General features: G+C 52.8%; 18 protein-coding genes, 2 tRNA genes and 2 other RNA genes. 7 read left to right on the forward strand and 15 right to left on the reverse strand.

Translation table 11 applies throughout. The features are described 5' to 3' along the window. Positions 1-14: 14 nt before the first annotated feature. The 5 genes from wbaP to yeaG form a co-directional block, all read right to left on the reverse strand. A complete protein-coding gene (gene wbaP, locus NXS97_RS23135) occupies positions 15-1,481 on the reverse strand; it encodes an undecaprenyl-phosphate galactose phosphotransferase WbaP (protein ID WP_014605710.1) in 1,467 nt (488 codons plus the stop codon). Between the two features lie 376 nt (positions 1,482-1,857). After that, positions 1,858-2,091, reverse strand: coding sequence for a DUF1480 family protein (locus tag NXS97_RS23140; RefSeq protein WP_013025994.1), 234 nt, complete (start codon positions 2,089-2,091; stop codon positions 1,858-1,860). 76 nt (positions 2,092-2,167) lie between these two features. Then, positions 2,168-3,895, reverse strand: coding sequence for a potassium/proton antiporter (locus NXS97_RS23145; RefSeq protein WP_013025993.1), 1,728 nt, complete (start codon positions 3,893-3,895; stop codon positions 2,168-2,170). 246 nt (positions 3,896-4,141) lie between these two features. Further along, entirely contained in the window at positions 4,142-5,416 is a 1,275-nt protein-coding gene (locus tag NXS97_RS23150; RefSeq protein WP_013025992.1) for a YeaH/YhbH family protein, read from the reverse strand. A gap of 92 nt (positions 5,417-5,508) precedes the next feature. Beyond that, on the reverse strand, positions 5,509-7,443 hold the full coding sequence (gene yeaG, locus NXS97_RS23155; protein WP_014593835.1) for a protein kinase YeaG: 1,935 nt from the start codon (positions 7,441-7,443) through the stop codon (positions 5,509-5,511). A gap of 420 nt (positions 7,444-7,863) precedes the next feature. Here yeaG and NXS97_RS23160 point away from each other — a divergent pair, with 420 nt between their 5' ends. Beyond that, positions 7,864-8,613: a MipA/OmpV family protein gene (locus tag NXS97_RS23160; protein WP_013025990.1), complete on the forward strand. Its 750-nt coding sequence runs from the start codon at positions 7,864-7,866 to the stop codon at positions 8,611-8,613. 70 nt (positions 8,614-8,683) lie between these two features. Next, on the forward strand, positions 8,684-9,535 hold the full coding sequence (locus tag NXS97_RS23165) for an aldo/keto reductase (protein WP_015700202.1): 852 nt from the start codon (positions 8,684-8,686) through the stop codon (positions 9,533-9,535). An 8-nt stretch (positions 9,536-9,543) separates the two neighbouring features. Here the strand turns inward: NXS97_RS23165 and NXS97_RS23170 are convergent, their stop codons facing one another. Both NXS97_RS23170 and gapA read right to left on the reverse strand, forming a co-directional pair. Next, positions 9,544-10,422 carry a D-hexose-6-phosphate mutarotase gene (locus NXS97_RS23170; protein ID WP_015700203.1) on the reverse strand — a complete coding sequence of 293 codons (879 nt, stop codon included), beginning with the start codon at positions 10,420-10,422 and terminating at the stop codon, positions 9,544-9,546. A 72-nt stretch (positions 10,423-10,494) separates the two neighbouring features. Further along, on the reverse strand, positions 10,495-11,493 hold the full coding sequence (gapA, locus tag NXS97_RS23175; RefSeq protein WP_014593833.1) for a glyceraldehyde-3-phosphate dehydrogenase: 999 nt from the start codon (positions 11,491-11,493) through the stop codon (positions 10,495-10,497). A 340-nt stretch (positions 11,494-11,833) separates the two neighbouring features. Here gapA and msrB point away from each other — a divergent pair, with 340 nt between their 5' ends. Continuing rightward, positions 11,834-12,244, forward strand: a complete 411-nt coding sequence (msrB, locus tag NXS97_RS23180) for a peptide-methionine (R)-S-oxide reductase MsrB (RefSeq protein ID WP_013025986.1) — start codon at positions 11,834-11,836, stop codon at positions 12,242-12,244. A gap of 2 nt (positions 12,245-12,246) precedes the next feature. Continuing rightward, positions 12,247-12,528, forward strand: coding sequence for a YeaC family protein (locus tag NXS97_RS23185; protein ID WP_013025984.1), 282 nt, complete (start codon positions 12,247-12,249; stop codon positions 12,526-12,528). Between the two features lie 83 nt (positions 12,529-12,611). Here NXS97_RS23185 and pncA read toward each other — a convergent pair whose 3' ends face one another. The 3 genes from pncA to sppA all read right to left on the reverse strand — a co-directional run bounded on the left by pncA (position 12,612) and on the right by sppA (position 16,198). After that, positions 12,612-13,220, reverse strand: a complete 609-nt coding sequence (gene pncA, locus NXS97_RS23190) for a bifunctional nicotinamidase/pyrazinamidase (protein ID WP_013025983.1) — start codon at positions 13,218-13,220, stop codon at positions 12,612-12,614. Positions 13,221-13,236: 16 nt separating this feature from the next. Next, positions 13,237-14,250 carry an asparaginase gene (ansA, locus tag NXS97_RS23195; RefSeq protein ID WP_013025982.1) on the reverse strand — a complete coding sequence of 338 codons (1,014 nt, stop codon included), beginning with the start codon at positions 14,248-14,250 and terminating at the stop codon, positions 13,237-13,239. A gap of 85 nt (positions 14,251-14,335) precedes the next feature. Beyond that, positions 14,336-16,198, reverse strand: coding sequence for a signal peptide peptidase SppA (gene sppA, locus NXS97_RS23200; RefSeq protein WP_014605713.1), 1,863 nt, complete (start codon positions 16,196-16,198; stop codon positions 14,336-14,338). Between the two features lie 173 nt (positions 16,199-16,371). Between sppA and NXS97_RS23205 the strand changes: the two genes are divergently transcribed. From NXS97_RS23205 to NXS97_RS23215, 3 genes are all read left to right on the forward strand, one after another. Then, complete coding sequence (locus tag NXS97_RS23205) at positions 16,372-16,923, forward strand: NAD(P)H nitroreductase (protein ID WP_112900350.1); 552 nt, start codon at positions 16,372-16,374, stop codon at positions 16,921-16,923. A 249-nt stretch (positions 16,924-17,172) separates the two neighbouring features. Beyond that, the gene (locus NXS97_RS23210; protein ID WP_116219759.1) at positions 17,173-19,089 is read left to right on the forward strand and encodes a DNA topoisomerase III; all 1,917 of its coding nucleotides are present in this window, start codon (positions 17,173-17,175) and stop codon (positions 19,087-19,089) included. Then, positions 19,089-19,385: a YnjH family protein gene (locus tag NXS97_RS23215; protein WP_029570079.1), complete on the forward strand. Its 297-nt coding sequence runs from the start codon at positions 19,089-19,091 to the stop codon at positions 19,383-19,385. Before NXS97_RS23210 ends, NXS97_RS23215 begins: the two co-directional genes overlap by 1 nt. Before the next feature lie 35 nt (positions 19,386-19,420). On the opposite strand, the gene xthA is transcribed toward NXS97_RS23215, so the two are convergent. The 5 genes from xthA to NXS97_RS23240 all read right to left on the reverse strand — a co-directional run bounded on the left by xthA (position 19,421) and on the right by NXS97_RS23240 (position 20,867). Next, complete coding sequence (xthA, locus tag NXS97_RS23220; protein WP_013025977.1) at positions 19,421-20,227, reverse strand: exodeoxyribonuclease III; 807 nt, start codon at positions 20,225-20,227, stop codon at positions 19,421-19,423. Between the two features lie 111 nt (positions 20,228-20,338). Further along, positions 20,339-20,452: non-coding RNA, RtT sRNA (locus tag NXS97_RS23225), on the reverse strand. Between the two features lie 41 nt (positions 20,453-20,493). Continuing rightward, positions 20,494-20,621, reverse strand: a non-coding RNA gene (locus NXS97_RS23230) — RtT sRNA. Between the two features lie 41 nt (positions 20,622-20,662). Continuing rightward, a tRNA-Tyr gene (locus NXS97_RS23235) sits at positions 20,663-20,747 on the reverse strand. Positions 20,748-20,782: 35 nt separating this feature from the next. Beyond that, a tRNA-Tyr gene (locus NXS97_RS23240) sits at positions 20,783-20,867 on the reverse strand.

Raw genomic sequence — 20,867 nt, forward strand, 5'->3', positions numbered from 1 at the left:
CATCGCATGCTAAATCAGTAGGCGCCGTCGCGGCGGAAAACCACACCGGCCGTTTTAAACAGGATGGCGATGTCTGTCCATAACGCCCAGTTTTTAACATACCAGGAGTCGAAATAGACGCGGGTGTCGTAATCGATATCGTTACGTCCGCTGACCTGCCATAGCCCAGTCATACCCGGTTTCGCCATCAGGTAGTAATCCACATCGCCGGCGTAGCGCTCAAGCTCAGCCTCAATTACCGGACGCGGCCCCACCAGGCTCATCTCCCCGCGGATCACGTTCCACAGCTGCGGCAGCTCATCCAGGCTGGTTTTACGCAGGAAGCCGCCGATGCGGGTAATACGCGGATCCTTCTTGAGCTTAAAGTCTTTGTCCCATTCCCGACGCGCTTCTTCACTGGTTGCCAGCAAGCTTTCCAGCACCTCTTTGGAATTGGTCACCATTGAGCGGAACTTCAGACATTTGAACTTTCTGCCATCCTGCCCGATACGTTCGTGACCATAGATGGCATTGCCCCCATCACGCTTGACCATATAGCAGAGCAGGGCAAAGACCGGCGCCAGGAACAGCAGCAGTAACGACGCCACAACAATATCGAAACTGCGCTTCAGGAAACGTGACGAATGCTTTGCCAGGTTATTACTGACGCGCAAAATCATCACTTCATGGCTAAAGATAAACGACATATCCGTGCCGTAAAGCGGGACGCCACGCAGGGTTGGGATCACCGACACTGACCGGCAGTTCATTTTTGACAGAAACTTCAACCAGCGATCGCGCTCCGGCTGCTGCTCGTACTCCATCGCGACAATAAACTGCACGTTGTCGCGATCGATGGTGCTCCAGTTAATATCGTTGGCAGAAATGACCGGTACGCCATTCACGCTCTGCTGCAGCGGCGCATCTTCTACGGAAATAAATGCCTGAACGTTATATCCCAGGATTTCTTCACTTTGTAAGGCCGCATAGGCTTCGGTAGCGTTACGGCCAGAGCCAATAATGATGGTTTCTTTTTGCCACTGACCGGCTTTATTAATGGCACTTTTAACGCCTGCACGCAGCAGCGGCAGCAGCAGCAGGGCATAGCTCCAGCTGAACACCCACACCATGCGGGAGAAGTCCCATTTAGAAAACGCGATTAATGCCAGATCGAGCAGGGAGAAAACAACCAGTGTTTTCACGATTTCTTTCAGTTCGAACCAAAAGGGTTTGCGGTAGGTGTAGTGACGCAGGCGCATCCAAAACCAGCCGGTACATAATACCGACATAATAAACTGCGCAATAAAACGGTTTTCAATTTGATGCGGCGGAATAAACGCATCCAAATCTCCCCAAATACCCTGCACGGTAGCGGCAGAGAGAAACAGCGCCAGGTTCAGCGCAATAAGGTCTGAAAAACTCAGTGCAAACTTTACCAGAATATTCTTACGAAGACCGCTCCATGAGCGACTCGCATTGTTTATTACCATTGTACTTGCCATAAAACCTGCTCTCTTAATTAAGTAAAAGATGGCCTGACCAGAATCAAGTACGCGTTCAGGGGTTAACGACTGAAAACCCGAAACCGGGATGTTTTCAGTTTGTTACAGTCATTAGAGCCATTGATGCTACAAATAAACCGTTACTAAGCGTGATTTGAGTCACGTAAAATTGCAGCACTGAAAGAGAGTATGCAGGAGATATTTGACGGAGTTAATACGGAAGAATTCTTAAAAAACCAGGTGAAAATTGCGCAGAATTGGCTTAAATGGCTGATTTGGAAAATAATATTTTAAAAGTATAACCTATAAGCCGTGCGGCCAGGGCCACTTTTTAGGAATTACCGCCAAATCAACTGACTGGCGGTAATACTCAGGCTCAGGCCGGTTCTTTTAATACCCACCGGTCTTGCTGCTTATCGTAGTGAGCGATATGTAAAATGACCTCTTTATCGTCGATCCATGCCGGAACGCTGGTGTCGTGATCCCAGCCGTCGAGCTGATAGCTCAGTCCGGGGTTGGTGTGGCAGGGAATACTCACTGTCAGCGGTTTTTCGCTGCTGAATTCTGCATCGACAATTTCGTAGCGACCAATTTTAACCACGTGACCCATGGATAACTCCCGTTTTCACTGAATGTTATAAAAGCGTAGTGCAATTCAGCCCATTTAACGCGCCAGCGAAGTAAGATTATTCTTTGTCTTCACTTGGGCGCACACCAATTTTCACAATCTGATTATCTTCTTTTTCCGCCACGGTCCAGGTCAGTTGATTCCATTCAACCTGATCGCCCACGACGGGCGTGCCACCCAGCATGCCAAGCATCAGCTGCCCGAGCGATTGTTGAGCATTGGTCTGTTCGTCCAGTTCAAGGCCGTAAATTTGCGCCACGTCGTTCAGGCGCGCGTCGGCATCCAGAATAAAGTCACCAAAGAAACGCTGATCCAGCGCGACGGGCGGCGACTGACTGAACATTTTTCCTAGCGCAGGCAGGTCACGCTCGCGTCCAATCACGCAGATAACGTCGTTTTCTTTTAATCGTGTCGCCCCGTTGGGATGCATCAGCACATTATCCCGAAACAGGGCAGCAATGCGGGTTTCACGCGGCATCTGTAAATCACGCAGCGCAGCGCCCACGCACCATTTGTCGGCACTGAGCTGGTAAACAAACTGCTCCCAGGGATTTTCCGGGTGGATATCTAACCCAATTCGGCTGACAGGCGATGCCGTGGGCGGTACCACCACTTTGGCTTTTTTTGCCGCATAGCCCAGAGAGGTGCCCTGCAGCATCAGGGAGACCAGCACGACAAAGAAGGCGATGTTGAAATAGAGTGATGCGTTTTCAAGTCCGGCCATCATCGGGAATACCGCCAGGATGATCGGAACCGCGCCCCGCAGGCCTACCCAGCTGATAAAAATCCGTTCACGGCCTGTAAAACCGCGGAAGGGCAACAGGCCGATAAACACGGAGAGGGGGCGCGCAACCAAAATCAACCACAGGGAGAGGATCATTGCCGGAACCGCAATATGCCAGAGATCGGAAGGTGTGACCAACAGGCCCAGCACGATAAACATCCCTATCTGACTGAGCCACGCCATACCGTCAAAGGTTTGCAGAATGCCAAATCGGTTACGGATGGGGCTGTTACCCAGTAAAAAGCCGCACAGATACACGGCCAGAATGCCGCTGCCTTCCAGCACCGTTGTCAGGGCGAACACCAGAATCCCGCCGCTGAGTGCCAACAAGGGATACAGGCCGGGTGCCAGGTTGATGCGGTTTATGAGCTGCTGCAGGGCCCAGCCGCCGCCCAGTCCAAGTACGATGCCCAGGCCGAACTGTTGGATGAGATGCACGAGAAACATCCAGTCAAGACCGGTTTTGCCCTGCTCGATCATTTCAATCAGCGTGATAGTGAGAAACACGGCCATGGGATCGTTGCTGCCTGACTCAATTTCCAGCGTTGAGCTGACGCGTTCGTTCAGGCCTTTATCCCCAAGCAGTGAAAAAACGGCTGCCGCATCGGTAGAGCCAATAATGGCACCGATCAGAAAGCCCTGCATCATATCCAGCCTGAAGAGCCAGGCCGCGGCCACGCCGGTCAGGCCAGCCGTAATCATTACGCCTACCGTTGCCAGTGACAGGGCCGGCCCCAGCGCCACCTTGAAGGAGCTGGCTTTGGTACGCATCCCACCGTCCAGCAGGATAATCGCCAGGGCAAGGTTAGAGATAAGGTAAGCGGCGGGATAGTTATCGAAGGCGATGCCGCCAATGCCATCCACGCCGGCCAGCATGCCCAGTGCCAGAAATATCACCAGAATAGGAATGCCAAGACGGGATGAAAAAGAGCTGAGTAAGATACTCGACGCAACCAGCACGGAGCCAATAATAAAAAGACTATAAACAATAGTGTGGTTCAAACGCGGTCTCCTGAGATTCGGCAGTCAATGTCAGCTAATGTGTAGAAACATCCATGCTATCTCTGCAAGATAATGTTTTATCAATGAGTTGTCATGGTCATTTTGCAATTTATATCAATTGCTAATGCCTTGGTTAATCCGGTTAAACGATATTAATAGAGGAGTTGGAGGAGTTGTTGCAGGAAAGGCCATGTTTTAACAGGTTATTACGCAAAAAAAAAGCCGACAGAGCGTCGGCTTGATGTGTCAGGCTTCCATCGCCTGCTTGTGAAACAGTTCACGGAAGACCGGATAGATATCCTCCGGCTCGCGAATGTGCTGGATCGCAAAGTTATCAAATACAGACTGCAGATGTTCATATTCGCGCCACAGTGTCTGATGCGCGCGACGCGTGATTTCAATGTAGGTGTAGTAACGGACGACCGGTAAAATGTTCTTTGCCAGAATCTCATGGCACAGGGGGGAATCGTCGGCCCAGTTGTCACCATCGGAGGCCTGCGCGGCATAGATATTCCACTGTGCCGGATCGTAACGCTCTTTCACCACGTCATCCATGAGCTTAAGGGCACTCGACACGATAGTGCCGCCGGTTTCCTGTGAGTAGAAAAACTCCTGCTCATCAACTTCTTTCGCCTGAGTATGGTGGCGAATGTAGACCACCTCGACATTTTTATAGGTTCGACTCAGGAACAGATAGAGCAAAATATAAAAACGTTTTGCCATGTCCTTGGTGGCCTGGTCCATTGAACCCGAAACGTCCATCAGACAGAACATCACGGCCTGGCTGGACGGCTCAGGGCGTTTTTCAAAATTTTTATAGCGTAAATCAAACGTATCAATGAAGGGCACCCGATCGATACGTGCTCGCAGCTCGGCAATTTCTTTGCGTAAGCGCTCCTCTTCGAGCAACTGAGCCGGTTCAGATTTTTCAACCGTCGTCAGCGCATCCTCAAGCTCATGCAACTGGCGGCGCTTACCTGCGGTCATCGCCGTACGGCGCGCCAGCGAGTTCTGTAGCGAGCGTACCACGCTGATGTTGGCCGGTACGCCATTAGACGTAAAACCGGCGCGGTGGGTTTTATACTCATTCAGCTGGCGATGCTGGTTTTTGCGCAGGTTGGGCAGGGCCAGGTCTTCAAACAGCAGGTCCAGATATTCGTCTTTAGAAATCTGAAAAACAAACTCATCCTGACCTTCACCGTCCTGACCGGCGTTGCCCTGGCCTGAACCGCTGCCACCGCCGCCCTGCGGCCGCTCCACGCGGTCATTTTGCACAAAGTGATCGTTACCGGGATGGACGCGGTGGCGCTGCCCGCCGCGTCCCTGATGGAAAATAGGTTCGTTGATGTCATCAATCGGAATAGAAACGGATTCGCCACTGCTGACGTCGGTGACCGAGCGTTTGTTAATGGCCTCGGAGATCGACTGCTTAATCTGAGACTTGTAACGACGCAAGAAGCGCTGGCGGTTGACCGCGCTCTTGTTTTTACCGTTTAGTCGGCGATCGATAAAATAGGCCATGATGTTCCCCCAAACTACATTGCAAGCAGGCCGGGTTGTCCCGACCTTAAGAGACCGGTGCTATCCCGCACCGGTTTGCTTACAGACTCTGATCAGGACGATTTACGCACGCGCAGATACCATTCACACAGCAGGCGAACCTGTTTGCGGGTATAGCCTTTTTCCATCATGCGATCGACAAAATCATCGTGTTTCTTCTGCTCATCCGTAGAGGTTTTCGTGTTAAACGAAATAACCGGCAACAGCTCCTCGGTATTTGAGAACATTTTTTTCTCAATCACCGTACGCAGTTTCTCATAACTGGTCCAGTTTGGATTGCGGCCGTTATTGTGCGCACGCGCACGCAGCACAAAATTGACAATTTCGTTGCGGAAGTCTTTAGGATTACTAATCCCGGCAGGCTTCTCGATTTTCTCCAGTTCCGCATTGAGCGACTCACGGTCAAAAAGCTGTCCGGTGTCAGGGTCGCGATATTCCTGATCCTGGATCCAGAAGTCGGCATAGGTAACATAGCGATCGAAAATATTCTGACCATATTCGGAATAGGATTCCAGATAAGCCGTCTGAATCTCTTTACCAATAAACTCAGCGTATTTCGGAATTAAATAACCTTTAAGGTGCTCAAGGTATTTTTCCGCCTGCTCCTGTGGGAACTGCTCGCGTTCAATTTGCTGCTCCAGCACATAAAACAGGTGAACAGGGTTGGCTGCCACTTCAGTGTGATCGAAGTTGAAGACGCGGGACAGAATCTTAAAGGCGAAACGCGTTGACAGCCCGTTCATCCCTTCGTCGACGCCAGCGTAATCATGATACTCCTGCCAGGACTTCGCCTTAGGATCGGTATCTTTCAGGCTTTCACCGTCATACACACGCATTTTTGAGTAGATACTGGAGTTATCCGGGTCCTTAAGTCGCGAAAGGATGGAGAATCTCGCCAGCGTTTCCAGGGTGCCTGGTGCGCAAGGCGCGGTAGACAGCTCACTGTGGTTCAGCAGCTTCTCATAAATCTTAATCTCTTCGGACACGCGCAGGCAGTAAGGCACCTTAACAATATACACACGGTCAAGGAACGCCTCGTTGTTTTTGTTGTTGCGGAACGTTACCCACTCAGATTCGTTCGAGTGGGCCAGAATGATACCGTTAAACGGCAGGGCGGAAATGCCTTCTGTACCGTTGTAGTTACCTTCCTGGGTGGCGGTCAACAGAGGATGCAGCACTTTAATCGGTGCTTTAAACATCTCCACAAATTCCATGATGCCCTGGTTAGCCCGGCACAGCGCGCCCGAGTAGCCGTAAGCATCGGGATCGTTCTGCGCATGGTTTTCCAGTTTACGAATGTCCACCTTACCGACCAGCGCGGAGATATCTTGGTTGTTTTCGTCGCCCGGCTCTGTTTTAGCAATGGCTAACTGCTCCAGAATCGACGGCCACACTTTCACCACTTTAAAGCGGGTGATATCCCCGCCGAAATCATGGAGGCGTTTAGCCGCCCATGGCGACATAATGGTGCCAAGGTAGCGGCGCGGCACGCCGTACTCTTTTTCCAGAATATTGGCGTCTTCCTGAGGATTGAACAGGCACAGTGGATGATCGTTAACCGGGCTCCGTTCGCCATCGGCGCTCAACACATAGATAGGAACGCGTTGCATCAGGGATTTGAGACGTTCCGCCAGCGAGGATTTACCGCCCCCGACCGGACCCAGCAGATAGAGAATTTGTTTCTTCTCTTCAAGGCCTTGTGCCGCGTGTTTCAAATAAGAGACGATCTGTTCAATCGCTTCTTCCATACCGTAAAACTCTTCGAACGCCGGGTAACGGCCCATTACCCGGTTAGAAAAGATTCTGGAAAGACGTGGCTCCTGAGCGGTGTCCACCATCACGGGTTCACCGATTGCCATTAACAGTCGCTCTGCGGCGTTGGCGTATGCACTGCGATCCTGTTTACAGATTGTCAGAAATTCCTGCAGTGTGAACTCTTCGTCCTTGGCAGCTTCATAACGCTGACGATAATGATCGAATATATTCATAGCGATGCCCGTCCTTTCGTTTTTAGCACAGGTAAAGGAGCAATAATCAGTGCTCGTACAGCTCCCGGAAGATATTATCTGTTAGTACAGCAACCCTTATGCCAACCTGATCATTGTTATCGGGATGCACAACATTTATGACGACACTCTTGCAACAAAACCTCGGGTATTAAGTTTAACTGTAGAAGGCATTCAGAAAATTTCATCATAGATTTTTGATTAGTGAGCCACATATCAATAACAAAATCATTTTGTTGCGAAACCTTTTTGACAGGGTAATGGCGAATTTGTGATGCCTCCAACCCGGTTATGCCACATTCCGCCATAAATGCGGTAGATGATTTTCATATAAGGTTAATTCAGTCTGTAAAAAGCGTTAGACTGTATGAGTGATTGTTATATTTATGGAATGAATAAATTGTGAACCAATTCAAACTTAACACGCTTATCGCGCTTATCCCTTGTTATTTTCTGGGGCATTCAGTACAGGCCGCACCTTTATCGCTTGGCGCATCAGTGATTTATGCCCAGTCGCCTTACCGGGGTGGGCAGGACCGCTATTTGCCGGTGCCCATCATCAATTATGAAGGAGAAAACTTCTGGTTTAACACGCTGCAGGGCGGCTATTACCTGTGGAAAGACCCGCAGGATCAGCTGTCTCTGACCCTGCTCGGCTCGCCTCAGGAGTATGACCCCGGTGATAACGATCTGGGGGATATGAAAGGGCTGGATAAGCGCCGTATGACGCTGATGGGCGGGGCAACCTACCGACATACTGCAGACTGGGGGATTATCCGTACCTCACTGCTGGGCGACCTGCTCAACAACAGCAACGGGATCATCTGGGACCTGACCTATCTCTACCGCTTCAACTTCGGTGACTTTACCCTGACACCGGGCATCGGGGCGATGTGGAATAGCGCGAACCAAAACCGCTACTACTATGGTGTTTCCGGCAATGAGAGCGATCGCACCGGCATCAGCCGCTACCATCCTGATGACAGCTGGTCGCCCTATGCTGAGCTGAATGCCAGCTACAGTATTACGCCGCAGTGGAATGCCAACCTGTCCGGTCGCTATACGCGTTTTGCCAGTGAAATCAAAGACAGCCCTATGGTCGATAAAAGTGGGCAGTTCACAATCTGGACCGGTGTCAGTTACAGCTTCTGATTTGCACCCTAAGAGGGCAGGCGTTGCCCTCTGATCGTTTGTCTGCTCTACAACAGTGCAGGAGAGTCAAATGGCACAACGTCTCGATGTTGCGGGTCACCAGGGCATCCCGGCTATTGGCCTCGGAACCTGGTACATGGGCGAGGACAGCGCTCGCCGTCAGCAGGAAGTCACAGCGCTTCAGGCGGGTCTGGATGCAGGCCTGAAAATTATCGATACGGCAGAAATGTATGCCGATGGCAGAGCGGAAGAGGTGGTCGGCGAGGCATTAAAAGGGCGCCGCGATAGCGCGCTGCTGGTATCGAAAGTCTACCCATGGAATGCCGGTGAAGATGATGCGATAGCGGCCTGCGAAGCCAGCCTGGGCCGTTTGCAAACCGACCGTATTGATCTCTATCTGCTGCACTGGCGCGGCAGCGTCCCGTTGGAAGAGACGATTCGCGCCATGCAAAGGCTTCAACAGCAGGGGAAGATTGTTCACTGGGGCGTTTCAAATTTTGACAGCGATGATATGGACGAGCTCTGGGCCGAACCCGGGGGCGAAGCATGTGCGACGAATCAGGTCCTTTACCATCTCGCCTCTCGCGGTATTGAGTACGACCTGTTACCGCAGTGTCAGCAGCGTGCTGTGCCGATCATGGCATACTGTCCGTTGGCACAGGCAGGGCGGCTGCGCAGCCATTTGTTCTCTGAGCCCACGCTGGTCGCTTTGGCTCAGCAGAAAGGCGTGACGGTTGCACAGCTGCTTCTGGCGTGGGTAATCCGCGCTCCCGGCGTGATGGCTATTCCTAAAGCCAGTTCCCTTCAGCACGTCCGGGAAAATGCCGCGGCACTGGATATCACCCTGAGTGATGAGGCGTGTTTCCTGATCGACAAGGCTTTCCCGCCACCGCGGCATAAAATGCCCCTGGACGTGGTGTGAATTAAGCGTTAATTCACTTTCCCTTTCAGACGGATCGTGGTGGCCAGCCGGGCCGGTTTTTCGCCCGCGCTGCGTAACGGTTTGCTGATTCGCGCCGTTTCCACGCACACCATGGTTTTATACCCTTCGTTGGGCATGTCCGTCATACTGCAGGAGAGTTCGACGCCGGGGTTCCACGTGACAACGTCACTATGATGGTGGTGATAGACTTCAATCTGGCGCTTTCCAGCCTGATCGTTAATCACCGAACAGTCATTGGCCGAGGTGAAAATACGGTCAACCCTGGTGGTAAAGCGCTGTTTGCCGTCGCCCGTGCCTGGCTGATTGTCGTTAACCTTGTCGATATAGTGCTCACCCAGACCCGACACCTCTACGCCGTTGATATCCGCCACGTTAAAGTAGCTGTGCAGGGCGGCGGTGGACGTGTAGTCGCCATAGGCTTCCAGTTCGATCTCACAGTGCTGCCCCAGGCGGAAACGGGCGATTAACGTGAATTCATGTGGCCACAGCTTTAAGGTTTGCGGATTACTTTCCAGCACCAGCGTCAAGATAACGCCATCTTCGTTTTCGTCATGGGCGGACAGCGTCCACGACTGGTTACGGGCAAAACCGTGTGCGGGTTCACCTGCGGGGCCAAACCAGGGCCAGCAAATGGGAATGCCGCCTCGAATCGCTTTGCCTGGTGAGAAGGGGCTTTTGTCACTTAGCCACAGGACAGGTTTCTCCCCGCTGGGCTGCCAGGCGATGAGATGCGCGCCCTGTAACGTGATAGCTGCGCGCACGCGGGGATGACTAACGACGATAGTCGGAAGTTCGCCCACCTGACGCTGTGACAGGTAAGGCGTAATCTGTTTAATGACGGGAAGAGAAAAAAGTTTGTCTTGCATGCCCGACTCCTTACGAAAGGGATCAAAAAAAGGGTGACCGAAGTCACCCTTATTCTCTAGTGTCTGGCTGCCTTATTTAGCAGAAACCAGCGCAATCAGGTCGAGAACTTTGTTTGAATAACCGGTCTCGTTATCGTACCAGGAAACCAGTTTAACGAAGTTGTCATTCAGCGCGATACCCGCTTTCGCATCGAATACTGAAGTCAGCACTTCGCCGTTGAAGTCGGTAGAAACCACGTCGTCTTCAACGTAGCCCAGCACGTCTTTCATTTCGCCTTCTGCTGCTGCTTTGATGGCTGCACAGATTTCTTTGTAAGATGCGGCTTTTTCCAGACGAACGGTCAGGTCAACAACAGAAACGTTTGGCGTCGGAACGCGGAACGCCATACCTGTCAGCTTGCCATTCAGTTCTGGCAGCACTTTACCTACGGCTTTGGCCGCACCGGTAGATGAAGGGATGATGTTCTGAGACGCGCCACGACCGCCACGCCAGTCTTTGTGAGACGGGCCATCAACGGTTTTCTGCGTTGCAGTCGTTGCGTGAACGGTGGTCATCAGACCTTCCACGATACCGAACTTGTCATTGATCACTTTTGCCAGTGGTGCCAGGCAGTTAGTGGTACAAGAGGCGTTAGACACGATGTCCTGGCCCTGGTACTTGTCGAAGTTTGCACCACGAACAAACATTGGGGTGTCATCTTTAGACGGACCGGTCAGAACGACTTTCTTAGCACCCGCAGTGATGTGCTTACGTGCCGTTTCGTCGGTCAGGAAGATACCGGTTGCTTCAGCAACAACGTCAACGCCGACTTCATCCCACTTCAGGTTAGCCGGATCTCTCTCAGCAGTAACGCGGATTTTCTTACCGTTAACAACCAGAGCGCCGTCCTGTACTTCAACGGTGCCGTCGAAGCGGCCGTGAGTAGAGTCGTACTTCAGCATGTACGCCATGTAATCAGCGTCCAGCAGGTCGTTGATAGCAACGATTTCGATGTCAGAGCGCTGTTGAGCAGCACGGAAAACGATGCGACCGATACGGCCAAAACCGTTGATACCTACTTTGATAGTCATATATTCCACCAGCTAGTTGTTAGTGAATAAAAGGTTGGCTGTAAAATTACAAAAACCTTACCAGGCGTCAAGCGGAATCGTGTCAATTGTTGCGACAGGTCAATCCACCAGACAGGAATTATTGGGGCCGCAACCGCTTGCGCTCAGCGGTAAACGGCGTGCTCTGTTGAATCCTTCGCCGAATATATAGGGATATGCCAGAGAAAAGGTGATCGAGTTCACAAATCCACCTTGTGAGATACTGACTGAAGGGTTGAGCACAAAAAAAGACCCGATTAATGTTGATCGTTTGTTAGAATACTAGTCGATTTTTACAGAATGACATCCCGGAATTGCTCAAATGCCTAAAGAAACCGCACCCGAAGCAAAAATTGCCCAACTGACTGAGATGCAACGCTATGTGACTCAACAGCGAGGAACGGAGCCGCCTTACAGCGGTGCCCTGCTGCATAACAAGCAGGAAGGGATTTATCACTGCCTGGTCTGCAATGCGCCGTTGTTTTTGTCTGATACCAAGTACGATTCAGGTTGTGGCTGGCCGAGTTTTTATCAGCCAGTAAGCGATGAGGCCATTCGCTATCTGGAAGATAATTCCCATGGTATGCAGCGCATCGAAATCCGCTGTGGCAGCTGTGATGCACACCTGGGGCATGTTTTCCCGGATGGCCCCCAGCCGACAGGCGAGCGTTACTGCGTCAATTCTGCCTCGCTGAACTTTACAGATCAGCAAGGTGAGGAGACCCAAGGATAATCATGAAACAGCAACTTGAAGCCATGCTTGAAGCCCTGACGCCTGAAATTTATGAGCGTCTGGTTGTGGCCGTTGAAACCGGAAAATGGCCGGACGGCGTAGCGCTTACCCAGCAGCAGCGTGATAACAGCCTGCAACTGGTGATGATGTGGCAGGCACGTCATAACGATGCACCTCAGCATATGACCATCGGAAAAGACGGTGAGATGGTCACCAAATCGAAAAGGCAGCTGAAAGAAGAGTTTGGTATCGAACCAGACGTCACGCGTATCAACCTGCATTAAGTCTGATAAAGTGCTTCTGTCAGGGTGCTGACAGAAGCGTTTAGCGTGGATGACGGGCTGGCACGCTGCCAGCCCGGAGCACGTCAGACAATGACCGCACCCTGGGCGGCCATCTGGGCCAGTGCGATGTCGCTGTCTTCAGGATTCAAATTCACCCCGCGGCAGCCTTCGGCGACCACGTCCACCTGATAGCCCAGTTCCAGTGCATCCAGAACGCTGTATTTCACACAGTAATCCGTTGCCAGCCCCAGCATAACCAGATGGCTGATGCCGCGTTCACGCAACCAGCTGTCCAGCTCCGTTTTACGGCGATGGCCGTTATCAAAAAAAGCGCTGTAGCTGTCGACATCCTGATCCTGGCCCTTGTGAAAAACAGCATCAAACAGGCTGCGATCGAGACCAGGATGAAAATCAGCGCCCGCCGAATGCTGAACACCATGATCGGGCCACCAGATTTGAGGCAAACCGTTGAGCTCACCCAGGGTATAAACCGGCTCGCCCGAGACAGAAGCAAAGCTGCCATGATTGGCCGGGTGCCAGTCCTGCAAGGCCACTACGCATTCGCCTTTCTCATGAAAGGCACGGGCATAGCGATTTGCTACCGCGACGGTGTGATCGCCTTCTCTCACGGCCATTGGGCCGCCGGGGCAGAAGTCGTTCTGAATATCGATAATGATCAGTGCCCGTTTCATTCCCGTTTGCTCCGTTTTAGTCTTCTGTCAGTTCGCCACGCAGGTTTTGCTGCATTTTGGCACGGATTTGCTCGCTTGAAAGATCCTGACTTAACAGATAGTGAAGTTTGGTCAGGGCCGCTTCTACCGTCAGATCAAAACCGCTGATCACGCCTGCATGCTCCAGCGCATTGCCCGTCGCGTAGCCGCCCATGTTAACTTTGCCGGAAATACACTGCGTCAGGTTAACGACCACAATGCCGCGCTCGCTGGCCTGCTGCAGTTCAGAGAGAAACTCAGCGTTCTGCGGCGCATTACCCACGCCATAAGAGCGCAGAATAAGGGCTTTAACCGGCTGGCGCAGGAAGTTGCGCACCACATCGGCGGAAATGCCGGGGTAAATGGTAACCACGCCAATAGGCTGTGGCGTAATGGTATGAACGATGAGTTCACCTTTCCCCTGTGGCGCGGGTGGCGTGTTCAGACGACGAATGTGGATGCCGGCTTCCAGCAGCGCAGAAAGGTTGGGTGAGGCAAAGGCATTAAACCCGTCAGCATGCGCTTTTGTGGTGCGGTTACCGCGATAGAGCGTGTTATTGAAAAACAGCGTCACTTCATTAACCGGATAGTTAGCGGCGACATAGAGTGAATTTAGCAGGTTTTGCTGACCGTCCGAGCGCAGTTCTGCCAGGGGGATTTGCGAGCCGGTTACGATGACAGGCTTGGCCAGGTTCTCCAACATAAACGACAGGGCAGAGGCGGTAAAAGCCATGGTATCTGTACCATGCAGAATCACAAAACCGTCGTAGCGATCGTAATTACGCCGGATATCTTCGGCAATTGACTGCCAGTCCTGAGGCGTCATATCGGACGAGTCGATCAGGGGCTGATATTCGTGAATCGTAAAGTCAGGCATTTCCGGGCGATGGAATTCCGGCATTTTTGCCAGCTCTTGCTGCAGGTGACCTGAAACCGGAATATAACCTTGAGCGGAACGTTGCATACCGATAGTACCGCCCGTATAGGCAACGTAAATGTTTTTCTTTTGCATAGGTGTACTCAGACTTGCCGTAAAACGCGCAGTATAAGGGCAATGGCAGGGAAAAGCAGCCCGACCAGCGGTCGGGCTGAGAGGTTTATCGCACTTCGCCGCAGGTCAGGCAGAAGGCATAGCGGTTTTGTGGATCGTTAAGATGGTCGAACAGGCCAGGCTGACGTCGCATTGCACTCATTACGTCGAACATCGGCGCAGGCAGCCAGGCTTTGATCGGGTCAGGCAGAACAGCCTGCACGGAGGCATTCATTTGATTGAGCATCAAATCAATAAAGCCGGGATCTTCCTGGTACCAGTCAAGCTGCGGCTGGGAAACCTTCGCCAGTTCAGCGGCTTTTTTCACTGCGTCATCAAAATCCCCCAGCGCATCGACCAGGCCATTGGCTTTCGCATCACTGCCGGTCCACACATGTCCCTGGGCGATGGCGTCAATTTGCTCCGGCGTTTTGTGACGCGAGGCGGCAACCAGACCAACAAAGTTGTGATAGCCGTTTTCGATGGTCAACTGCATAAGCTGTTGAACTTCGGGGGGCAGCGCCTTAGTGCTGGCGACGTCCGCCAGAGGCGATGTCGCCACGCCGTCCGTGTGCACACCAATACTGGCCAGACTGTTCTCCAGGGTATTAATTACGCCGAAGATGCCAATAGAGCCGGTCAGGGTACTCGGGCTGGCGATGATGTAGCTGGCTGGCGTTGAAATCCAGTATCCACCGGATGCCGCCATGCCGCCCATTGAGACCACTATCGGTTTCCCGGCCGCTTTCGCTGCAGCCAGTTCGGCACGGATGGCCTCCGAGGCCGTCACGCTACCGCCCGGGCTGTTGACCCGAAGAATGATCGCTTTGATTTTCGGATCCAGGCGTGCATCACGAATCTGCGCCGCCGTGGTATCGCCCCCGACGTTGCCCGGCGTTTCATCGCCATCCATGATGGCGCCGCTGGCCATGATCACGGCAATATTGCCTTTCTGCTGAGTGGCGTCCGGTTTCACGTTGTAGTCATAAATACTGACGCTGCGATAATCGCTACTCTGCTTATCGAAACCAAAGGTCTTGATTAACATCTGATCGGCATCGGCCCGTGAACCCAGAACGTCGACCAGTTTGTTATCCAGCGCGTATTGACCCGTATCACCTTTAACGGCCTGCAGGCCGGCGATAATGGCCGTTGCACCAGGGAACAGCTGCTCAGGCGTAATCTGACGGTTAGCCGATACGGTGTTCAGGTAATTTTGCCAGAGTTGGCCAACCCAACGGGTATCCGCATCGCGCGCTGCAGGTGACATATCGTCGCGCAGGAAAGGCTCAACGGCAGACTTATAGGTTCCAACACGGAAGACGTGTGAATTAACTTTCAGCTTTTCAAGCAGCGTTTTGTAGTACAACCCGTTGGTGGCGAAACCATGCAGGTCAACCGTACCCTGGGGCGAGAGGTAGATTTTTGTTGCATAGCTTGCAAGGTAGTACTGAGCCTGGCTGTAGCTGTCGCCCAACGCATAAATCGGCTTACCGCTTTCCCTGAATTCGCGCAGCGCTTTGCCCACATACTGCAGCGAGGGCTGATCGCCACCGGCAAAGTCACGCAGGTCCAGCACCATGCCTTTGATATTACTGTCATCCTTTGCCTGACGAATCGCATCGACCACGTCAAACAGGGAGTTTTCCTGCAGTCGGTCACTGCTGGTGCCTAACAGCTGACGGCCAATTTTGCTCAGGCGATTACTGACGGAAGGCTTATCGACCAGCACACCGGTCAGGTCAACTTTTAGCGCACCTTGCTGTATGGGAGCAGAATGACTGCCTGAACCACTTACCTGAAGCCAGATCCCGACACACACGACAATTAAAAAAATCAGGAATAAATTAAGAATTAATTCCCTGATAAAGTTCAGCACTCGCCAGATCCCGCGGAACAGGCCAGCAATTATTCGCCACAATGTGCGCATCACACTCTCCATATTGATATAACCGGAAATCGCCGCTTAGCGGTCCAGGTCTCCGTTGACGACCTCATCCTAAAGAGCGGCGAAACAAAAGTCAGCAGGAAATCACCCTGGACTGTTACAAAAAATCCACCTGTGCCAGGATTACGCATGCTTTTACCCCACTGGAGAAAAACATGGATGCACTTGAATTACTGGTTAATCGCCGTTCGGCTTCCCGTCTGGCGGATCCGGCTCCCGGCGGCGAGGCGCTGGATAACATTCTGCGCGCAGCCATGCGCGCGCCCGATCACGGCACCTTACAACCGTGGCGCTTTATCATAGTTGAAAACAGTGGACGCGATCGCTTAAGCCAGCTTCTGGAAAAGGCGGCACGTGACAATCAACTGGATGACAAGGCCATCAATAAAGCCAGCCAGGCCCCGTATCGTGCCCCAATGATCATTACGGTTGTGGCCCATTGTGAACTGAACCACAAGGTGCCACGCTGGGAGCAAATTGCATCTGCAAGCTGTGCCGTGATGGCTATGCAAATGGCCGCGGTCGCACAGGGATTTAATGGTATCTGGCGAAGTGGGGCCTGGACTGACGATCCCCAGGTACGCGAGGCCTTTGGCTGCCGTGAGCAGGACGCGATTGTGGGCTTTCTCTATTTAGGCACGCCCCAGCTGAAATCCAGCACCACCGTGATACATCCCGACACTGCGCCGTTCGTGCGCTATTTCTGATCGCCCCTGAGCGGGTTTGCGCGGTTATTGTGCGAACAGTTCAGCATTGAACCCGGCGCGCTTATCAGCAGCGCGCCGCCAGGCTACCATAGCGCTGCTTCATCTGGCAGCGCATACTCTCTTCCAGCCTGTGCGCATGATGTAACCGTTCTTTGGAGTGAGGCGCAGGCATCATGTTGCCGACTGTTTGTTGACCGGTAGTGCGTTGTCATCATTGTTGTTTGCTGACGTTAAGGATTACCCGATTTAATGCGTTTGTTTATTGCAGAGAAACCCAGCCTTGGACGGGCCATTGCCGATGTACTGCCTAAACCGCACCGGCGTGGTGAGGGCTTTATCGCCTGCGGCAATGACCAGATTGTCACCTGGTGCGTGGGGCATTTACTGGAGCAGGCGCAGCCTGATGTGTACCACAGCCGCTATGCGCGCTGGTCGCTGGTCGATCTGCCGATTATTCCTGAAAAATGGCGTTTGCAGCCGCGTCCTTCGGTGGCAAAACAACTCAAAGTGGTGGAAGGCTTACTGGCCCAGGCCGATGAAGTGGTGCACGCCGGCGATCCGGACAGGGAAGGCCAGCTGCTTGTGGATGAAGTGCTGGATTACCTTCAGCTTCCCGCTGAGAAACGCAGTAAAGTGCAGCGCTGTCTGATTAACGATCTTAACCCACAGGCTGTGGAGCGGGCTATCAACCGGCTGCGTGAGAATCGCGAATTTATTCCCCTCTGCGTGTCCGCGCTGGCGCGAGCACGTGCCGACTGGCTTTACGGTATTAATATGACCCGCGCCTGGACGCTGCTGGGCCGGAATGCGGGCTATGATGGCGTGTTGTCCGTTGGACGCGTACAAACGCCGGTGTTGGGGCTGGTGGTGCGACGGGATGAAGAGATCGCGAATTTCGTCCCAAGGGATTACTTTGAAGTGAAAGCGCACATCGTCACGCCGGATGAGAGCCGGTTTACCGCCAACTGGATCCCCAGTGAAGCCTGTGAACCCTGGCAGGATGAAGAAGGTCGCCTGCTGAAACGCTCACTGGCGGAACATGTGGTGGCGCGCATCAGCGGTCAGCCCGCTATCGTTACCGCCTACAGTGACAAGCGAGAAAACGACATTGCGCCGTTGCCGTTTTCACTCTCCAGCCTGCAAATCGAGGCGGCAAAGCGCTTTGGTTTGAGTGCACAGGCGGTGCTGGACATCTGCCAGCGGTTATATGAAACCCACAAGCTGATCACCTATCCACGTTCTGATAGCCGCTACTTACCCGATGAGCATTTTGCCGGCCGTCATGCGGTGCTCAATGCGATCCAGTCCCATCAACCCGATCTTACTCCACCAGCAGACTTTGATGCAGATCGAAAAAATCGCTGTTGGGATGACAAAAAAGTGGATGCGCACCACGCCATTATTCCTACCGCGCGCGCCAGCGCAGTGAAACTTAATGAAAACGAACAGCAGATTTATGGACTGGTTGCGCGTCAGTATTTGATGCAGTTTTGTCCGGATGCCGTGTTCCGCAAATGCACCATCGATCTGGATATCGCGGGCGGTAAATTCTTGGCTAAAGCGCGCTTTCTGGCGGAGGCGGGCTGGCGTGCGCTGTTGGGTGGCAAAGAGCGCGATGAAGAAAACGATGGCATGCCGCTGCCTGTTGTAGCGAAAGACGATGAGCTGCTGTGCGAGCGGGGTGAGGTGCTGGCGAAACAGACACAACCGCCACGCCACTTTACCGACGCGACCTTGCTTTCGGCCATGACCGGCATTGCGCGCTTTGTGCAGGATAAAGAATTAAAGAAAGTGCTGCGTGCGACCGATGGTTTAGGAACGGAAGCCACGCGCGCAGGCATTATTGAATTACTGTTCCGTCGTTCGTTTTTGCATAAGAAAGGGCGCTATATTCATTCTACTGATGCAGGCAAAGCGCTGATCCACTCGCTACCGGATCTCGCCGCCAGGCCGGACATGACGGCGCAATGGGAATCAACCCTGACGCGTATCAGTGAAAAGGCCTGTCGCTATGATGAATTTATGCAACCCCTGGTGCAGACGCTGAGCGGGCTTATTCAGCAGGCGCGACAGCAGCCCTCGGGACAGGCGTTTCGTGGTTTACCGTCCACCGGCCAAAAACGTCCACCGCGTAAAGCAGGGCGTAAAACGAAGGAAACTGAATAATGAGTAAATCAGCCTGGCTAATTCTGATTGCAATGGCTGCCTGCAGCCCCGCGCATGCTAACTATCATCAGCAGGGCGCGGCAGGTGGCACCAATACCGATGTGATCGTGGATATGCCACCGGAAGTCTGGACTCAGGGGCAAAACAGTCAGCAAAACTGTCTGCAGTGCTGTATTTTTGAAAACCGAAATTACACAGAAGGCGCAGTGGTGAAATCGGAAGGTGTCCTGCTACAGTGCGCGCGCGATGAGAAGTCGTTGGGAACCAATAATCTGATTTGGAAAATAGTGAAATAAGGACGCGTGGCATTTCACCACGCGTCAGGATCCTGTCAGAAGTGGAAGGTTGACCAGACCGGCGCATGATCGGACGGTTTTTCCATACCGCGAATCTCGTAATCGATGCCTGTTTCAATACAGTGTGAGGCCAGCCCGGTGCTGGCCAGCAGCAAATCGATACGCAGACCGCGATTGTCATCAAAGCCTTTTGAACGGTAGTCGAACCACGAAAAGCGATCGTTAATCTCAGGGTTTTGTGCCCGCCAGGTATCAACAAGGCCCCAGCTGAGCAGGCGATCCATCCATTCACGTTCTTCCGGCAGGAAAGAGCATTTACCGGTACGCAACCAGCGCTTGCGACTGTCTTCTCCAATACCGATATCGAGATCGGTGCTGCTGATATTCATATCACCCATGATCAGCACCGGCTTATCGGCCGCCAGGCTGTCGCTCAGGTAGCTTTGCAAATCGCGATAAAACTTCTCTTTCGCCGGAAATTTTGTCGGATGGTCACGGCTCTCGCCCTGGGGGAAATAGCCGTTAATTACCGTAATATCGCCAATCGGGCTGGGGATCTCCGCCATGATCAACCGACGCTGAGCATCGTCGTCATCGCCCGGGAAGCCGCGTCGCACGGATACCGGCTGGACTTTTGTCAGCAGCGCCACGCCGTAGTGCCCTTTTTGACCATGGTAAAACACGTTGTAGCCCAGCTTAGCCACGTCTTCTAAGGGGAACATATCGTCATGAACTTTGGTCTCCTGCAGTCCGATGACGTCCGGCTGATGTTTTTCTACCAGCGCTTCAAGTTGGTGAGGGCGAGCCCGCAAGCCGTTAATGTTGAATGAAATAAATTTCATGAGATGACCTTCAGCGAATGATAGGCAGGATGGTAGCGATTTTTACAGGAAAAGTCATGGCAGAGCAGGGCAATTTCAGCGAGTGGTGGACAGGCTCAGTCAGAAAGCGGGAAGCGGGTTCAAAAGGATGATTTCACCCTGCGGGCCGCGCTGACGCGCGTTGTCTCGCGATGCTCGACCCGAACCTTGATCGAAGGTTCTCATCCCTCTCCCCGAAGAAGATGGTAATACATGTCTTTATTTGGGAGGGAGTGCAATATACGAGATGGTGGTGGGAGAAGGATTATTCGGCGCGTTGCGCCTCACCCTGCGGGCCGCGCTGACGCGCGTTGTCTCGCGCTGCTCGACCCGAACCTTGATCGAAGGTTCTCATCCCTCTCCCCGAAGAAGATGGTGATTGAGATTATCTTGGGCAGATCAGGAGAATATTTAAGATGGTGGTGGGAGAAGGATTCGAACCTTCGAAGTCTGTGACGGCAGATTTACAGTCTGCTCCCTTTGGCCGCTCGGGAATCCCACCGGGGATGATATGTGTGTTCAGGCAGCAGGTTCAGATGGTGGTGGGAGAAGGATTCGAACCTTCGAAGTCTGTGACGGCAGATTTACAGTCTGCTCCCTTTGGCCGCTCGGGAATCCCACC

This window comes from Pantoea sp. B623, assembly GCF_024814475.1.
Lineage (GTDB): Bacteria > Pseudomonadota > Gammaproteobacteria > Enterobacterales > Enterobacteriaceae > Pantoea > Pantoea ananatis.

Coding starts and splice junctions, on each gene's coding strand:
- wbaP (WP_014605710.1), bottom strand. CDS start 1,481: ATGGCAAGTACAATGGTAATAAACAATGCGAGTCGCTCATGGAGCGGT.
- NXS97_RS23140 (WP_013025994.1), bottom strand. CDS start 2,091: ATGGGTCACGTGGTTAAAATTGGTCGCTACGAAATTGTCGATGCAGAA.
- NXS97_RS23150 (WP_013025992.1), bottom strand. CDS start 5,416: ATGGCCTATTTTATCGATCGCCGACTAAACGGTAAAAACAAGAGCGCG.
- yeaG (WP_014593835.1), bottom strand. CDS start 7,443: ATGAATATATTCGATCATTATCGTCAGCGTTATGAAGCTGCCAAGGAC.
- NXS97_RS23165 (WP_015700202.1), top strand. CDS start 8,684: ATGGCACAACGTCTCGATGTTGCGGGTCACCAGGGCATCCCGGCTATT.
- NXS97_RS23170 (WP_015700203.1), bottom strand. CDS start 10,422: ATGCAAGACAAACTTTTTTCTCTTCCCGTCATTAAACAGATTACGCCT.
- gapA (WP_014593833.1), bottom strand. CDS start 11,493: ATGACTATCAAAGTAGGTATCAACGGTTTTGGCCGTATCGGTCGCATC.
- msrB (WP_013025986.1), top strand. CDS start 11,834: ATGCCTAAAGAAACCGCACCCGAAGCAAAAATTGCCCAACTGACTGAG.
- NXS97_RS23185 (WP_013025984.1), top strand. CDS start 12,247: ATGAAACAGCAACTTGAAGCCATGCTTGAAGCCCTGACGCCTGAAATT.
- pncA (WP_013025983.1), bottom strand. CDS start 13,220: ATGAAACGGGCACTGATCATTATCGATATTCAGAACGACTTCTGCCCC.
- ansA (WP_013025982.1), bottom strand. CDS start 14,250: ATGCAAAAGAAAAACATTTACGTTGCCTATACGGGCGGTACTATCGGT.
- sppA (WP_014605713.1), bottom strand. CDS start 16,198: ATGCGCACATTGTGGCGAATAATTGCTGGCCTGTTCCGCGGGATCTGG.
- NXS97_RS23205 (WP_112900350.1), top strand. CDS start 16,372: ATGGATGCACTTGAATTACTGGTTAATCGCCGTTCGGCTTCCCGTCTG.
- NXS97_RS23210 (WP_116219759.1), top strand. CDS start 17,173: ATGCGTTTGTTTATTGCAGAGAAACCCAGCCTTGGACGGGCCATTGCC.
- NXS97_RS23215 (WP_029570079.1), top strand. CDS start 19,089: ATGAGTAAATCAGCCTGGCTAATTCTGATTGCAATGGCTGCCTGCAGC.
- xthA (WP_013025977.1), bottom strand. CDS start 20,227: ATGAAATTTATTTCATTCAACATTAACGGCTTGCGGGCTCGCCCTCAC.